Here is a 17,101-nt window from a genome sequence, read left to right as displayed (position 1 = left end):
AATTTTCTGACTAAAAATTCGCTCAAATAAACTTCGAGAAATTCTTACCATTCAATCAATGAAATATTTTCGATCGATCAATCAGTAAAAATCCACACAAGTTGTTCTTCTATTCTCTTAATGATCTCTTTATCGCCTCGTCAGCGATAAATTAACGCAATGAATACCTAACAACTTAACCAGTAAAGCTAAGTTATTTTTGCTTCATCGCGTCGGGATGTGTGCATTATAGGAGATTTTTTTTGGTGTGCAAGCTTTTTTAAACCCTTGTTTTATTGAGTGTTCTTTTTTTACACACAAATATGTTTAACAAGCGATCAATACAGCTGTAACCATATAAAATTAAAGCAGAAATATTTTAAACATATTTCTGCTTTGCTTTTTACTTATTGTTCTTTATCTGAACACTGATAATTTTGATTGGCTGTTTTGGCACATTTTGATGCATTCCGAAGTTAGCTGTCGGTACTTTTACAATCTTGTCGACAATATCCATACCTTTAGTCACTTTACCAAAAACGGCGTAACCTGCATCCATCGGTGATTTATTTAAAAAGTTATTATCTGCGACATTAATAAAGAATTGGCTACTTGCAGAGTTTGGATCTTGGGTACGTGCCATTGCTAAAGTACCACGGGTATTTTTCAAACCATTACTGGCTTCATTCACGATCGGTGCTTTGGTTGTCTTCTCAATCATATTTGCATCAAGACCACCACCCTGTACCATAAAACCGGGAATCACACGATGGAAGATCGTACCCGTATAGAAGTTGCTTTTTACATAGCTTTCGAAATTCTTTGCAGACACAGGTGCTTTATCATCAAAAAGTTCGATTTCGATGTTCCCCATACTGGTTTTCATATCAATCATGGTATTTGCAAATAAATGGCTGCTTGCCAAAATTAACCCTGTTGTCATGAACAACTTTTTCATCATTGCTTTTCTCGGCTTGAACATAGATTTGTTGTGAAAGCTCATCTTAGTTTTGCAAATCTAATTTTGCTATTTCTATTTGTTATCTTTAAAACAAAAAACCGATGTTTCACGTGAAACATCGGCTCGTACTTTATTAACTATGTTTATCCCAAAACTTTCTAAAGTTTTTGGCAACTTCAATAGTATTGCGTTTGGCCTTACTGGAGACTGGCGTGAGATTAATAAAGCCATGAGTCTGATCTGGGTAATCCACGTATTGGACTTTAACCCCGTTTTGTCTGAGCTTATGACTATAGATTGCACCCTCATCATGAAGTAAGTCATGCCCTGCAGTAATCACATAAGCAGGTGCCAACTTTCTGAGGCTTCCATAGGTTGGTGAGATTAACGGATCGTCTAATGCAACATTATGCTGTATTGCATAATAGTCAGTCACATAATCCACATCTTTACTGGTCAGCACCAAGCCCTCTCCATAAGCATAGAACGAAGGATGACGGCTTTTGAAGTCAACGACTGGATAAATCAATAGCTGTGCTTGTGGCGCATAAGCTTTACCCACAGAGTGCTGTGCAACGACCGTACTAATATTGCCACCCGCACTATCACCTGCAACAGCAATGCGATTCTTATAAATTTTCAATTGACGGCGATTTTGATATACCCACGCCAAGGCATCTTCACATGATTTGATCAATAACTGTGGTGATGCTTCGGGTGCTAATGGATAGTCAATACTTAATACTTGTACTTTTGCATACTTGGCAATTAAGCGGCACGCCTCGTCATGTGTATCTAAACCACCGACCACAAAGCCACCACCATGATAGAACACAATAATCGGCAGCTTTTTATTTGGCGCAGGATGATAGTGTCTGGCAAAGACAGTCCCACTTTGTAGAGGAAGACGAATATCTTCAACCGATGCAACCGAAGTTGGTTTATTGATGATTGCCAACATTTGCGCGTCAAACTGACGGCGAGACTCAATCGGATCATCACCAATGAAGCCAATGCGCCCTTGTTTAATTTGGACAGCCATCAGACATTTGGTAAATGAATCTAAATCTGGATATTGATGCGGATAAGCTAAAATCTTAGCCAAGGACTCTTGTACGATTTTGGGGAGCTTATCGAGTGCTCGTGCAGCAGGACCTTGTCCTTTATCTAAAATCGTCTGAATTTTTTGAGGTAATGCTGTCACTTTTGTCCCCTTCTTCGCTCTGTCCATAATTCTTGTTGCCTTCGACTATATGCTTTTATAAAGTCTTAGATCAAGTTCAAGATTTCAAAATTATGTCGTACGCTAAAGGGCTATTCTAAAAAAGTCATTAACCATTGTGCTTATTACCACTCACTTTTTATGTCAACTCAATCGTGTCTTACAAGTTCGTTTTTCAAAACTATAAAACTAGAACTAATGTCTTAGCTCTAGTTTTATATCACTTTTAAAGTGTCAATTTTATGAATTAAGTCGATTCACACATTATGTATAGCAGTACATAACAGCGATTGAAATTAAGGTTGGCATCTCCGATTCAATCTCATGCTCATCGGCTTAATAAAAAAATTATTGCGCAGAACCGCCTGCTGAACCAGACACAGAACCTGAAACGTCAGCAGAAGCACCGCCAGGTTGAACATCTACCGAAGTACCTGCTTGCACACCAACACCACCTTGTACACCTGATGGGCTTGCACTTGTTGTTTGAGCTGAACCAGAAGCATCCAACCCACCTTGAGTTGAGCAACCCACAGCTGTTAATGCAACACCAGATACAACCATAGAGATCAATGCTAACTTTTTCATTGTGTATTTCCTTTCATTATGACAAAAAGCAAAGTTGTCTTTGCGTTGCCTATAATTCACAATTTTTTTCTTAGACGTGATGCGTATTAGTTGCAGTTTGTTATGCAAGCAGCACTGTTTTGCAATTTTTCTTAAATAGACTACGTTCATGTTTCACATATTCTGTAATCGGTGCAGCTTTGCTAAGGTGTTATGAATTAAGTGGTTTCATTCGTTTGGTCTTTATTTCTGATGCAAAAAAGCATTTATCTTATTTTTTTATAATTCATAGAAAGACTGCACAATCTTCTTAAAAGATTACAATTAGGTAATTTTGATTAAAAATAAGTGTAGTGCACATAAAAAACCGTGATTTTTCATCACGGTTTTTGCAATTTCCTAATTTAAGTTTAATGCCACTGCATTTCACCTTTAACCACTTTAGCACCCAACTCCAAACTGCTCGACTCACCTAAAGCAGGGTACTGCTTTTGCATAGCTTTGATTAATTCGGCCGAGTTTTTAGTCACTTTAACCGCTTTTTCATACTGCTTTAAATAGTCAATTGAAAAGTTAACTGCATCCAAACCTTCAGCTGCGCCTGCTTTCATATGCGCAGGCACAACAACTTTAGGGTTTAAGGCTTTAATGCTTTCCAATGTTTGAACAACTTCAGCACGATCTTTCACTGTAGGAGTATCTGCTGTCCATAAATGAATGCCTGATGACACAGGAATACCACCGACGACAGCTTTAACACTTGGAATCCATAAGTAAGTAAGTTCTTTCTTACCTTTAATTTCGATGCTTTCATTTTCAAGCTTTAAAGTTTTTGCGGTATACGCTTGAGGAACAATGATTTGACTCGGTGCATTAGCCCCCATTTTTGGTCCCCAATACTGTACTTTCAGTGCTTGAGTATCCTGAATATGTTTCACTGTTTCAGGTGTCGCAATGATTTGTACATTCGGGAAGTACTGTTTAAATACATCTAAGCCAAAATAGAAATCTGGGTCGCCATAACTGACAAAAATGGTTTTTAATGTTTTTCCGCTATCTAAAATGTCAGCGGCGATACGCAATGCTTCCGATTTAGAAAATTGCGCATTCACCAATAACACTTCTTTATCACCCTCAATCAGGGTTGAAGTCACACCGAAGTGCTCAGGTTGAGCCAGAAAGTTTTGGATTTTTAAATCTTGTGCGAAAGCAGCAGATGTTGCTGCTAAAGTTGATAAAGCAATAATATAAGGTTTGGTATTCATCTTATCGTCTCCAATCTGATAAGAGACACTTTAAATTGCAATTATTGCTGAATAAACACTCTAAACTAAGATAAAATGTTGCATATCTTGCAACAATGATAATAACGATGGACACATTAAAAGCGATCCAAGTCTTTGTTTGTATTGCGCATCAAGGCAATCTCAGTAAAGCTGCTGAACATCTCGATTATTCTAAAGCGATGGTCTCTCGTTACTTAGACCATCTTGAACAAACCTTTTCGACACGGCTGTTTCAACGCAATACCCGAAAAGTATCGCTTACGCCTGCTGGTGAAAAAGCATTGGTCTATTGCGAAAATATTTTACAACAGCAACAACTATTAGAAGGCTTGGCCGCGCCAGAACAGCACAGCGGTACCATCCGTTTTACCTGTGGCTTATTTTTATTTCAGCTTGGCGTGAATGAATGTATTAAGCAATTTAAAAAACGCTATCCACAGATTCATTTTGATGTCTATTTAACGGAAAATACCGTGGACTTAATGGATGCTCATGTTGATCTTGCTTTGAGGATTACCCAGAAAGTTGCAGATGGACTGATTGCACGCCCTGTATGTGAAATCGAATCAACTTTTTGCGCACACCCACATTACTTACAAGACCACACTCCCCTACTACATCCCAGTCAACTCATTCAACATGAATGCATTGCCCATCACACCCATAATCAATATTGGACATTGTTTGATACAGATCAGCAACCCCAGAACTATCCTTTAAATGTTACGTTTAAAAGCAATGATGTGATCGCGCTTTATCAGATGTGTCTTAAAGCACAAGGTATTGCGATGCTGCCAACCTTGCTGGTGCGTAAAGATATTGCTCAACAACGTTTGCAACAGGTGTTTACCGATTTTTCTGCACCCGATCTAACCTTATCTTTGGTTTATGCATCCAGACAACATTTACCGAAAATAACCCAAGAATTTATTGCTTTTGTGATTGAAAACTTAAAATTTTACTTAAATCAGCAAAATTAAAAGATTTAAATCGACCTGAACGCTTGAATTTTGTCGCGTTGCCCATACTTCATCCCTATCTATGAATGACCAAGATGTGGCAGTTCGGGTTTAACCCTATGAGCATTAACGCCAGAAGGACTGTACATGTTTAAGAACTTTTTTCAACGGAGATCATCAATGGCTAATGAGCACAATGAGCAAGCTCAAGACATTCAAAATGAGCAACAAACTGAACAAACTCAAGCTGAAGGTGTAGAGCAAGCAAACGAGCTTAGCGTTGAAGATTTACAAGCTCAAATCACTAAACTCGAAGAAAGCTTAAAACTCGAAAAAGCACGTACAGCCAATGCTGTTTATGAAGCACAAAAGAGTGTTGAACGTATTCAACGTGAGTCTGAAAAGCATAAAGAGACTGTGCTGGAAAAATTTGCGAAAGAATTATTGGATTCTGTCGATAACCTAGAACGTGCAATTCAAGCTGCGGGTGAAGAACAAACACCTGTACTTGAAGGGATTAAGCTCACTTTGAAATCACTACTCACCACGCTTGAGAAGTTTGGCGTTGTCGAAGCAGATACCCAAAATGGTTTCAATGCGGATTTACACCAAGCAGTGGGAATCGACCCGAATGCCAAAGCCAATCAAATTGGCACTGTTTTACAGAAAGGCTATACCTTAAATGGTCGTTTACTTCGCCCAGCGATGGTCATGGTCGGTCAATAAGGTAAAAATTTGAGAGTTTTTTGATTTTTTTTCACAAAAATGCTTGAAAAAAACCGATTAACTCTCATATCGAATAACAAGCAAAACATTGCAACAAAATTTTAGAGGAACACAATCAATGGCAAAAATTATTGGTATTGACTTAGGTACTACCAACTCATGTGTTGCTGTACTTGAAGGCGATAAAGTAAAAGTAATCGAAAATGCAGAAGGTACGCGTACAACTCCATCGATCATTGCATATAAAGATGGCGAGATCCTTGTTGGTCAAAGCGCGAAACGCCAAGCGGTAACTAACCCAAAAAATACATTATTCGCAATCAAGCGTTTAATCGGTCGTCGTTATGAAGATCAAGCGGTACAAAAAGATATCGGTCTTGTACCTTACAAAATCATCAAAGCAGACAATGGCGATGCTTGGGTTGAAGTAAACGATAAAAAATTAGCACCTCAACAGATCTCTGCTGAAATCTTGAAAAAGATGAAGAAAACTGCAGAAGACTATTTAGGTGAAACAGTAACTGAAGCAGTTATTACTGTTCCTGCTTACTTTAACGATGCACAACGTCAAGCAACTAAAGATGCAGGTAAAATTGCAGGTCTTGATGTTAAACGTATCATCAACGAACCAACTGCTGCTGCACTTGCGTTCGGTATGGACAAAAAAGAAGGCGATCGTAAAATCGCGGTTTACGACTTAGGTGGTGGTACATTCGACGTATCAATCATTGAAATCGCTGACCTTGATGGCGACCAACAAATCGAAGTGTTATCAACAAATGGTGATACTTTCCTTGGTGGTGAAGACTTTGATAACGCATTAATTGAATTCTTGGTTGAAGAGTTCAAGAAAGAACAAAGTGTGAACTTGAAAAATGATCCACTTGCGTTACAACGTTTGAAAGAAGCTGCTGAAAAAGCAAAAATCGAGCTTTCTTCATCGAATGCAACTGAAATCAACCTTCCATACATCACGGCTGATGCGACAGGTCCTAAACACTTAGTGATCAACGTAACTCGTGCAAAACTTGAAGGTTTAGTTGCTGACTTAGTTGCTCGTACGATTGAGCCTTGCCGTATTGCACTTAAAGATGCTGGTCTTTCGACTTCTGACATCTCTGACGTAATCTTGGTTGGTGGTCAGTCTCGTATGCCACTTGTACAACAAAAAGTACAAGAATTCTTCGGTAAAGAGCCACGTAAAGACGTGAACCCTGACGAAGCGGTTGCGATTGGTGCAGCAATTCAAGGTGCAGTATTGTCTGGTGACAAAACTGATGTACTTTTATTAGACGTAACACCGTTAACTTTAGGTATCGAAACAATGGGCGGCGTATTGACTCCGATCATTGAGAAAAACACCACGATTCCTGCGAAGAAATCACAAGTGTTCTCTACAGCTGCTGATAACCAGCCTGCAGTAGACATTTCGGTTTACCAAGGTGAACGTAAAATGGCTCAACAAAACAAATTGTTGGGTAACTTCCAATTAGGCGATATCCCACCTGCTCCACGTGGCGTACCGCAAATTGAAGTATCGTTCGACATCAACGCTGATGGTATCTTGAAAGTATCAGCTAAAGATAAGAGCACTGGTAAAGAGCAATCGATCCAGATTAAAGCAAACTCAGGTTTGTCTGATGCTGAAATCGAAGCAATGATCAAAGATGCTGAAGCGAATGCTGAAGAAGATCGTAAGTTTGAAGAGTTAGCAAAAGCACGTAACGAAGCAGATGCGCTTGTTTCTAGCTCGACGAAAGCAGTAAAAGATCTTGGTGATAAAGTCACTGAAGATGAAAAAACTGCGATCACAACTGCGGTTTCTGAGCTTGAAGCAGCAACTAAAGAAAATGATGTTGAAGACATCAAAGCGAAAACTGAAGCTTTACAAAACATCTTGATGCCAATTACACAACGTGCTTATGAACAAGCACAAGGTGCTGGCGGCGCAGAAGGTTTTGATCCAAATGCATTCCAAGGTGGCGATGCAGGTCAACAACAGAAAGCGGACGATGGCGTTGTAGATGCTGAGTTCACAGAAGTTAAAGATGACAAAAAATAATTTGTCTCTTTAGAAAAGACCGCGCGCAAGCGCGGTTTTTTTTGCATTAAATTTTTTATAATCAATACTTAAACTCAAATTAGTTTTCGCTATTGTAGAGGCGGCATGGAGACCATCCTGTTGGGCTGCGCTCACAATGAATTAAAACCAATTGATAAAAAGTGGTTATTAGATAGATTTAGATTGATCAAAATACAACTCACCTAGAATCGGCATAAACAAAGGTACGACACCACAGGCTTTTATTTCTTTAATAAACTCAGGAATATTCACCCCTGGCAACAACTGCGGTGGTGCATCAATTGGTGTGACCATCGTATCCCAATGACATGGAATAATATATTTTGGTTTCAATAGCCGTACTACATCTTTGACATAATTTGGACGATATTTACGCCCAATCGCACACAGACACACGATATCTGCCTGTCTACCCTGCAACTCTTGTTCAATAAAATCAGCGGAATCAATGTGAACAATACGCAGTTGCCCTGTATCAATCCACCAGTTCAATACCAATCCATGTCGCAATTGATGAAACTTCGGTGGAAACGGTGGTGGTACGGTCATATCTCCTGCTAATGGAACACGACCAAACAGCGCCTTACCATGGATTGAAGGCAAACCAACCACTTGCCACGCGCCACAGTGAATCACCTCTCTGCCGTGTGTGGCTTGCATCTGTTGCTCAGGTAAGCCTGCGGAACGCCCATACATCACACTGGCCTGTGAACCAATCAGGCGAGCACCTGTTTGTTTGCAAACTTCTGCGGCATCCAGAATATGGTCATAATGCGCATGCCCAATCAACACCTCATCCGCATCAGGGATATAGTGTTTGACCAAGGCTGGATCGCTAGATAAAGGTTGAGTAAAGGTCTGCCAAAGACTTGGGCGGCTAATAAAAGGATCAAGTACTAAGGTTCGATTGGCATCAGACAAGATAAACCCCGCAGTCCCCAAATATTTAATTTTTAGATTTTCTGCCTTTGCCGGTGCGGGAGAAGCCGCAGCCCATGCAACATCAGGTGCTTTAAGTAGATATTTCAACATGCATGTTCCTTTGCATTTTTATTGATATTCAGCAATAAAATTCAATATGGCAGCTGTTCAAATGAATAACAAGTAACTGGAAGATTGTTCCCTTTCAATGGCATCATCAGCATAGCAGTTTAAATAAACTGAGCTTTTTTTCTGTATAATCCAAAACATTAAAAGAATGATACCTAGACAGAAGATGAAAACTGATCCCGTAATGACTAAAACTAAATTTAGATTAATCCTTATATCTTCGCTACTTTGTATTTTTATAAGTGCAATATTTGATGCGTACGATGCAACTTCCATTGAAATTAGTGAGCTGTTATCCAGAGATGTTCAGCACTGGGAATTGCTCATTTCAGGTCTGCTTAGTATCGGTTTTTTTGTTGTATTGATTGGTTTGCTACTATTTAAAGAGTGGGCAAGAAAGATTTATATCTATAGTTTTTTCCCACTGTTACTTATTTATCTTTTACCAAGCTACTCTTGGACATTCATGTCTGGTTTTGGCGCCATTTTTTATGAGCTAGGTAACATACTTTCTACGCTTATCTGGGGAGTTTTAGTCGTACCAAGTCTGTATCAACCGTTATTTAAAAAAAATACTGAATGAAACTCGCCATCATTATTGCATTACTGCTCTTTATATTCTGGTCGGGTTATCAAACCCGCCAACACCCACAACTTAAATTTAATTCGCTCACTGATCGTATTAGCAGCCCCTTTGATACTCGCCTGCGCTATCGTATTGCCAAAGTTGACACGCGCTTTAAACTCAGCATAGAACAAGTGAAAGTAATTAGCCAACAAGCGACCCAAATCTGGAAAGATGGTACTGGGCAAGATTATTTTGTTTACGATCCGCATGCGCAACTTGCAATCCACTTGATCTATGATGAACGCCAACAAGAAAGTGAACAACGTCGCGAACATTTAAGTCAGCTACAATCCAATCAGCAGCATTGGCTAGAAAAAAAACAAAAACTTGATCAAATCGAACAGGAGATTATTCGTAGTAAGCAATTTCTCGATTTAAAACAACAGCAGCTTAACCAACAAATCCAATCCTACAATCAAGAACAACAAAATGCACAGCAAAACCGAAACTCGATTGCCAATCTTGAATATTTTCAACAACGACAGCAGGCCTTAACGCAAAATGTGCATTTATTACAGCAAGAAATTAATCAATATAATCAGAGAATCGCAGAGTTAAATCAGCAGATTGATGAGCTCAATGCTTTGGATCAGCAACTGAATGCTTCAGTCACTCAATATAAACAACGCTTTAAGCCCCACTTATTTCATAAGGGTTTATTTAATGGTAAACAGATTCTAATTTATGAATTTGAATCTGAAGATGATCTACGTTTAACACTTGCACATGAATTAGGTCATGCATTGGGAATACAACATAGCGATGATCCTCAAGCGCTGATGCATCCGATCATGAGAGATCAAGATACAGTGAATTTCCGTTTAACTCAGTCAGATCGTGATTTATTGTTGGCAAGATAGCTGCCGCAGAATATTACTGATAAAACACCGACTCAAACAATAAAAAATGATGGACGATAAATGTCACAAATAAACAAATTTTTATCTAAAATTCAAAAACTTTACCATTTTATATAATATTTACAAAAGTTAACAATTAGGCGATTTATAGGGTTTCTTTACGTCGAATTTTCCATTTTTCATTAGGGTGAATTTAATACCTTGATATTTTTAAGCTTATGCTTAAAAAACACACAAAGCATCATTTTTATTATTGTGCAAATCATTCGATTCATTTTTTTATTTTTTGGAAAAAAGTCACAGTTTTTACTTTTAATTATTAACTAGATAGCATTTTGACGCTCGCAAAATAATGAGGAAAAATAAGTCTTTATTTGGGGAGATTTACAATGCGAGTTCATTATCTAGCAGTCTTGATTGCTTGTATAAGCATGATAACGCCTCAATTGAGTAATGCCCAAACCAATACAAATCCTATTGGCGGACATCAGCATCAAACCATTAAAAAAACCTTACATTACCGTATCGCGGATATCGATTCCCGCTTCAATCTCAGTCAGCAACAAGTTCTTGAACTCACCCAACAAGCCGCTAAGCTTTGGGAGCAAGAAACAGGACAACAAAATTTTATTTATGATCCACAAGCTGAATTTACTATTAATTTAGTTTTTGATGAGCGCCAGCAACGCAGTGTCGATCGTGTACAGAGTTTAGATCAACTTAAACAACAGCAAAAACAATGGGAAAATCAAAATCAGCAATTGCAACTGATAAAAAATGAGATCCAAAGAAGTACCGCATCAATTGCCAGCAAACAAGCTCAATTGAATGCCCAATTCCAGCAATATAATGCAGAAGTACTCCGTTTCAATCAAACACGTTCTAGCTCTAAAGATTTGGCTCAGCAATTCTCTCAGAGACAAAAGATGTTGGAACAACAATCATTATTACTACAGCGAGAAGTTCAAGAACATAATCAACGAACACAACAACTCAACCAAAGCATTCAAAACCTAAATCAAACCAATCAACAGTTGGTGGCATCGGCAAGTCAGTTTAATCAGGTATTTCAGCCACATTTACTGCATAAAGGTCATTTCAATGGTAAACAAATCCTGATTTATGAATTTTCTTCTGCAAATGATCTACGTTTAACGCTCGCACATGAATTTGGACATGCTCTCGGTCTAGAGCATACCAATGATCCACACTCACTGATGTACCCTGTCATTCAAAAACAAAACTTCCAGCAATTCGCACTCACCGATTCAGATAAAGATTTGGTAAAAGCTATTTATTGATAACAACAGCGGTTTTTGTTTACAAGAATTAACATTGACTAGACTCCAAGTATAGTTTTTGTACAAACAAATAAATATTTTATGTGAAATAGAATGTATTTTTTAGATGTGTGAAAAACCTATTTTTTAAGTACCACGATAAAATTTCAGCGATTCAATATATCCAAAAATAAAAAATAAATATTTGTTCTCATTTTATTTTTAGATCATTTAATAAACAAATTGCTTTTATTCATCATAATTTTTCGTCCCTATTTCTACAAATGTATTTTTATTCATTTTCTAGAAATATCTTTAAAAGTTATAAGAAACTATATAGACCATCAATTTGACTAATGGTTTTAATTGAATAAAATGTGATCTCTTTCATGTTTTATCTCCCGTTATGCGTCTTTTGTCTCTCCTGATGGCTGCATGTTTTACCTTGCTAGCCCCTGCTCCCGCTTTTGCTAAAATTTCTTCGACTGCATCGACGCAGTCGCAAGTTCGCTATAGTACAGAACAGCCTCTACGTTACCGTATTGCTGAGCTTGATCCACGCTTGAATATCAATCATCAGCAAATGATCGAATTAAGCCAACAGGCTGCTGCAATTTGGGAAAAGAACACGGGTCAAAAATATTTTGTTTATGATCCTGATGCCGATTTCGTGATTAATCTCGTTTTTGACCAGCGTCAAATTCGTAGTATGAAACGTGCTGAAAGCTTAGGCCAACTCGAGCAAGAACAACAGGATTGGCTCGATCGAAATGAGAAATTACAGCAGATCAATGCAGAACTGACTGAAAGCAATGCGCAGCTTGAGCTTCAAAAACAAGCCTATGACACTCAGGTTCAGCAATATCAGCAAGGCTTAGCACAATATAAGGCAGACAGCAGCAATAAAGCATTATTCTCTACACTGCAAAAACAGCAGCAACAATTGCAACAACAGGCCTTAAAGTTGCAAAACAAAATTGCTGAATACAACCAAAAAGTTCAACAAAATCAGTTAAAAGCAGAAAAAACCAAACAAATTCACCAACAATTAAGTGCTTCTGTAAATGAGTTTAATGAAACATTTAAGCCTGAAGTGCTGCATAAAGGTCAATTTGATGGGACACAGATTTTTATTTATGAATTTTCGTCTACTGATGACCTACGCTTAACGCTAGCACATGAATTTGGACATGCATTGGGCCTAAAACATACCCGTGATCCGAAGTCATTAATGTATCCACGGATTAAAGAACAAGATGCCAAAGATTTTCAGCTCACTGATACAGACCTAAAGTTACTCGGTTTGGCTGATTAAAACAGATCTCTTGAACATGATCGTTAGATATAAGATGAAGTGCTAAGCAATAACAAGAATGGGTCGATTGTTTTGATTTATTCATGTTATTGTGGAGTTAAAACATCATCTTAGCCTTAACGGAGATCAGCATGAGTTATTATCATATCTTAATTGAAGTGAACGACCACATCAGTACGATTGAACAGACTCGTGATATCGAACTCTTAGATATTCAAGATATTAGCCCCTACTTACACTCGATTTTAATTCCTTATTTCAATGAGCAAGAAGTCGAGTTGGAAGATGAAAACGTGGCTTATAACGAGATTCTACATTTAGAAGTCAAACAGACTTTATTGCCGATCGAACATTTAATTGAAGAAGAACAAAAACAGTTACCAAGTGATACTGATGTCACCATCACCGCTTATGAAATCTTTAATGATCGTGATTTAAGCCAAGATGTAACTGCCGTGATTTTTGATATTTTAGAAGCAGTTAAATTAGACGCTGCACCCTAAATATACAAATAAAAAAGGTCTGCAATGGGCAGACCTTTTTTATTCTATCTGATATAGATTTACTGCATCATTTGCTTCGCCTGTTCCTGACGGAACGCACGTAAAATTTGTTGTCCTGCACGTCCAGTCTGGTTTAAACCGAGACGGCTTTGCTCTTGGCGAATGGCCTGACGACTTTTATCACCAATCAAACCATCGACTGCACCAATATCATAGCCACGTTGAACTAAAAACTGTTGAATTTCACGACGTTCTGCACGGGATGTCCCTGCATCATCGGTTGGCCAAGCGGTTAAAAATGGCGTGCCACCACGTAAACGATCGGATAAATGCGCAATGGCTAAACCATAGCTTTCAGCCGCGTTATAACTATAAATGGCATCGAAGTTTTTAAATACCAGGAATAATGGACCATTAGCACCCGCTGGTGAAATCAGCCCTGCTGGCGTACTACCCGATAAATTACCTTGAATTAACGCAGTGCCATCAGCGCGGGTTACCCCTTGTGCAATCCAGCTATTTAGTGCTTTCTTATTACGACGACTTTCACCAGAGATCGACATCCCTTGTGGAATTTTGACTTCAAAACCCCATGGCATGCCAGTTTGCCACCCTGCCCGTTTGAGGAAATTAGCGGTTGAAGCTAAGGCATCGGTGGTACTTGAAACCAAATCACGACGACCATCACCATCAAAATCTACGGCTAAGCGCTCATAGGTTGATGGCATAAACTGAGTATGGCCAAATGCACCAGCCCATGAACCATAAAGTTGATCTTGGGTTAAATCACCACGTTGTAAAATACGCATGGTGGCAAAAAACTCGCCACGGAAATAACTTTGACGGCGACCTTCACAGCTCAAAGTACCCAATGCCTGTAATAAAGGATATTTACCCGAAATATCACCATAGTTACTTTCGACGCCCCACACTGCTACGACCGTTTCGGCAGGTACACCATAGGCCTGCTCAACTCGGTTCAAGACGGCACGATGTTGAGTAAGTTTTTGCTGCCCTGCTTGTACGCGCTCGTTATCCACAAGGCCAGACAAATAATCCCAGATCGGTGTCGAAAATTCAGGCTGATAATTTAATTTATCAATCACGGAATAATCAGGCGTTAAATTTTGCGTATAGCGATCATAGGTTGCGCCTGATACACCCGATGCGATTGCCTGCGAACGCAAATTGGCAATACAGCCCTGAAAATTGGAATTTGGCGTATAATTACTGCTGGCAACAGTCGCTGTTGTGGCGGGTGTCGAAACTGTTGCACCGTTAATCACAAGCTCGGCATGCGCCTGATTGAAAAAAGTAAATAAGGCAGTGCCTAGAAAAAAAGAAAAATGACGTTTCATGACTGAACCAAAACTTTTGAATTTAAATTTCCTCTCCACCTTAACACGCTATATGAAGATGTATAGTTTGGAAACGTAACTTTGAATTCATTTCTCTGGTTTTAAATTTAAAACACTGCTTTTAAATTCATAATTCAGGCTTTCTTTTAAATTTAAAAGTTATCAACAAACCTAATTTAAATTCAAAAAATACAATACTGGATAACTCGATCGTTTAAATTTAAAAAACTTATCCACTTTTAAATTCATTTCTTCGAGTTAAATGGCAAGTGATTCAAACAGAACGCCAAGAAAACAATAAGCTTTTATTTTTTATATCATTATTATAGAGACAATAGATATCCACATCCTATCATTTAAATTTAAAAACCTGTTATCACCTTATTTTTAAATTTAAAACGGGATCTCTATTTTGAATTTAAACCCCATAAATACTTATCCACTGTCATTTAAATTCAAACAACAATCCCTATTTTAAATTCAAAATATCAAAAACAAGTTATCCACAACAGGCTCTTTCTGTATTTTTAAATTTAAAAAGCATATGAAATAAAAAAAGCGATCCAAAGATCGCTTTTTTTAGGCATTGTGGATAAGTTTAGATGCTCATATCATCGGTTAATGCCAATGGAACAGGTAATATTTTCGCCAATTGGCGGCATAAATCGGTTAAATCACCTGAATGATTTGGCATTAAAGTAATATGTCCCAACTTACGGCCAGTACGCTCAGACTTATTATAGAGGTGTAAATGTGCGCCATTCAGTGCCAAAACATCTTCTGACTTGGGATGCTGACCAATAATATTGATCATCACACTTGGACGAATGACTTCAGTTGCACCCAATGGTAAGCCTGCAACGGCACGGATATGGTTTTCAAATTGCGAGCAAATCGCACCTTCAATCGACCAATGACCTGAGTTATGCACACGACACGCCATTTCATTGGCACATAAACCTTGTTCCGTCACAAATAGTTCAAGTGTGAGAACACCCACATAATCTAAATGCTTCAGCAAACGGGTAATATAGTCTTGCGCAACAGGCTGTAAATCAGCGCTATTTGGTGCAGGTACGATTGAGTGTGACAAGATGCCATTATGATGGTGATTCTCAGCCAAAGCCCAAGTTTTCACATCACCATTTTGCCCACGTACCGCAATAATCGATACTTCGCGGCTAAATTTGACAAAACTTTCTGCAACCAAGCTTTTTGCAGGACCTAATTCAGCCCAAGCGGTCTCAATTTGATCTTCAGTGCGTAAAACGAATTGACCTTTACCATCATAACCACCCGTTACGGTTTTCAATACGATGGGTAATCCAAGATCCGATACCGCTTGTTTTAAGCTCTCTAAGCTATCCACAGCACGATACGGCGCAACAGGAATGCTCAGCTCATCAAACAACCGTTTTTCAGCCAAACGATTTTGTGCAGTTGCCAAAGCAAGGCGAGGAGGGTGCAGGGTTTTGCTTTGTGTTAAAACATCCACATCTGCAACAGGCGTATTTTCGAACTCAAGACTAAATACATCCGCGCTTGCAATAAAATCCTGTAATCCCTGTACCGTTTGGCTCGAAAAAACTGGACCCAAAATCGCAGCAGGGCAATCTGTTTCTGCTTCAAAGAAGGTGCATTGAATATTAAGTGGTAACGCTGCTTGTGCCATCATCCGGCCTAGCTGCCCACCACCAAAAATGCCAATCGTTTTATTCATGTTCAGCCCCGTTACACTTGACCAGGGATATTATTATTCGACACTTTTTCGGTTTGTGCAGTACGGAAGTCAGCCACATTTTTAGCGATGTCTGGACGAGTTAAACCTAAAATCTGTGCCGCCAAAATTGCAGCATTCGTCGCACCTGCCTGACCAATTGCCAAAGTACCTACGGCGATACCTGCTGGCATTTGTACAATCGAAAGCAATGAATCAACACCATTCAAAATCGATGATTTAACCGGTACACCCAATACAGGTAAATCAGTTTTAGCAGCACACATACCTGGTAAATGTGCAGCACCGCCAGCACCCGCAATAATTACCTGAATACCACGTTCACGAGCTGTTTCAGCATATTCAAATAAACGATCTGGCGTACGATGCGCAGAAACCACTTCAGCTTCAAAAGGAACACCCAACTGTTTGAGCATGTTAGCGGTATGTTCAAGTGTTGCCCAATCTGATTGAGAACCCATGATAATTCCGACTAAAGGTTGGCTATCTGTTGCGACCGCATTCATTGGCTTTTCCAAAACATGATAAAAATAGACAAGTATCTCGACTTACGCCAAGCACAAGGGAATAAATTGGCACATATTAT

16 protein-coding genes are annotated in these 17,101 nt (G+C 38.8%); 8 read left to right on the top strand and 8 right to left on the bottom strand.

Annotated elements, in window-relative coordinates; translation table 11 throughout:
- Positions 1-382 precede the first annotated feature (382 nt).
- The 4 genes from GBI66_RS17560 to GBI66_RS17545 form a co-directional block, all read right to left on the bottom strand.
- Complete coding sequence (locus GBI66_RS17560) at positions 383-940, bottom strand: peptidylprolyl isomerase (protein WP_151716972.1); 558 nt, start codon at positions 938-940, stop codon at positions 383-385.
- Positions 941-1,073: 133 nt separating this feature from the next.
- Positions 1,074-2,144: an alpha/beta hydrolase gene (locus tag GBI66_RS17555; RefSeq protein WP_215901030.1), complete on the bottom strand. Its 1,071-nt coding sequence runs from the start codon at positions 2,142-2,144 to the stop codon at positions 1,074-1,076.
- Positions 2,145-2,510: 366 nt separating this feature from the next.
- Complete coding sequence (locus GBI66_RS17550) at positions 2,511-2,750, bottom strand: hypothetical protein (protein WP_005186334.1); 240 nt, start codon at positions 2,748-2,750, stop codon at positions 2,511-2,513.
- 389 nt (positions 2,751-3,139) lie between these two features.
- Complete coding sequence (locus GBI66_RS17545; RefSeq protein ID WP_151716970.1) at positions 3,140-3,994, bottom strand: MBL fold metallo-hydrolase; 855 nt, start codon at positions 3,992-3,994, stop codon at positions 3,140-3,142.
- Between the two features lie 107 nt (positions 3,995-4,101).
- Between GBI66_RS17545 and GBI66_RS17540 the strand changes: the two genes are divergently transcribed.
- From GBI66_RS17540 to dnaK, 3 genes are all read left to right on the top strand, one after another.
- The gene (locus GBI66_RS17540; protein WP_005186330.1) at positions 4,102-4,995 is read left to right on the top strand and encodes a LysR family transcriptional regulator; all 894 of its coding nucleotides are present in this window, start codon (positions 4,102-4,104) and stop codon (positions 4,993-4,995) included.
- A 159-nt stretch (positions 4,996-5,154) separates the two neighbouring features.
- The gene (gene grpE, locus GBI66_RS17535; RefSeq protein ID WP_005186322.1) at positions 5,155-5,700 is read left to right on the top strand and encodes a nucleotide exchange factor GrpE; all 546 of its coding nucleotides are present in this window, start codon (positions 5,155-5,157) and stop codon (positions 5,698-5,700) included.
- 118 nt (positions 5,701-5,818) lie between these two features.
- Positions 5,819-7,762 (top strand): molecular chaperone DnaK, encoded by a 1,944-nt coding sequence (dnaK, locus tag GBI66_RS17530; RefSeq protein WP_151716969.1) that lies wholly within the window; start codon positions 5,819-5,821, stop codon positions 7,760-7,762.
- Positions 7,763-7,930: 168 nt separating this feature from the next.
- Here the strand turns inward: dnaK and GBI66_RS17525 are convergent, their stop codons facing one another.
- A complete protein-coding gene (locus tag GBI66_RS17525; protein ID WP_151716968.1) occupies positions 7,931-8,815 on the bottom strand; it encodes an MBL fold metallo-hydrolase in 885 nt (294 codons plus the stop codon).
- A 184-nt stretch (positions 8,816-8,999) separates the two neighbouring features.
- Here GBI66_RS17525 and GBI66_RS17520 point away from each other — a divergent pair, with 184 nt between their 5' ends.
- From GBI66_RS17520 to GBI66_RS17500, 5 genes are all read left to right on the top strand, one after another.
- Positions 9,000-9,416 (top strand): hypothetical protein, encoded by a 417-nt coding sequence (locus GBI66_RS17520; RefSeq protein WP_151716967.1) that lies wholly within the window; start codon positions 9,000-9,002, stop codon positions 9,414-9,416.
- Positions 9,413-10,321, top strand: a complete 909-nt coding sequence (locus GBI66_RS17515) for a matrixin family metalloprotease (RefSeq protein WP_151716966.1) — start codon at positions 9,413-9,415, stop codon at positions 10,319-10,321. The genes GBI66_RS17520 and GBI66_RS17515 overlap by 4 nt, the downstream gene beginning before the upstream one ends.
- Positions 10,322-10,710: 389 nt before the next feature.
- The gene (locus GBI66_RS17510) at positions 10,711-11,622 is read left to right on the top strand and encodes a matrixin family metalloprotease (protein WP_151716965.1); all 912 of its coding nucleotides are present in this window, start codon (positions 10,711-10,713) and stop codon (positions 11,620-11,622) included.
- Between the two features lie 385 nt (positions 11,623-12,007).
- Positions 12,008-12,916, top strand: a complete 909-nt coding sequence (locus tag GBI66_RS17505) for a matrixin family metalloprotease (RefSeq protein ID WP_151716964.1) — start codon at positions 12,008-12,010, stop codon at positions 12,914-12,916.
- A 131-nt stretch (positions 12,917-13,047) separates the two neighbouring features.
- Positions 13,048-13,419 (top strand): hypothetical protein, encoded by a 372-nt coding sequence (locus GBI66_RS17500; protein ID WP_005186315.1) that lies wholly within the window; start codon positions 13,048-13,050, stop codon positions 13,417-13,419.
- A gap of 59 nt (positions 13,420-13,478) precedes the next feature.
- Here GBI66_RS17500 and GBI66_RS17495 read toward each other — a convergent pair whose 3' ends face one another.
- From GBI66_RS17495 to purE, 3 genes are all read right to left on the bottom strand, one after another.
- Positions 13,479-14,777 carry a lytic murein transglycosylase gene (locus tag GBI66_RS17495; protein WP_151716963.1) on the bottom strand — a complete coding sequence of 433 codons (1,299 nt, stop codon included), beginning with the start codon at positions 14,775-14,777 and terminating at the stop codon, positions 13,479-13,481.
- A gap of 598 nt (positions 14,778-15,375) precedes the next feature.
- A complete protein-coding gene (locus GBI66_RS17490) occupies positions 15,376-16,497 on the bottom strand; it encodes a 5-(carboxyamino)imidazole ribonucleotide synthase (protein ID WP_151716962.1) in 1,122 nt (373 codons plus the stop codon).
- Positions 16,498-16,508: 11 nt separating this feature from the next.
- Positions 16,509-17,021 carry a 5-(carboxyamino)imidazole ribonucleotide mutase gene (gene purE, locus GBI66_RS17485; protein WP_033134266.1) on the bottom strand — a complete coding sequence of 171 codons (513 nt, stop codon included), beginning with the start codon at positions 17,019-17,021 and terminating at the stop codon, positions 16,509-16,511.
- Between the last annotated feature and the right edge of the window lie 80 nt (positions 17,022-17,101).

Origin of the sequence: Acinetobacter sp. TUM15071 (assembly GCF_008980925.1) — a bacterium.
Classification (GTDB): Bacteria; Pseudomonadota; Gammaproteobacteria; order Pseudomonadales; family Moraxellaceae; genus Acinetobacter; species Acinetobacter dispersus.
The sequence above is the reverse complement of the archived record's forward strand: the minus strand, read 5'-3'. Positions and strand labels throughout refer to the sequence as shown.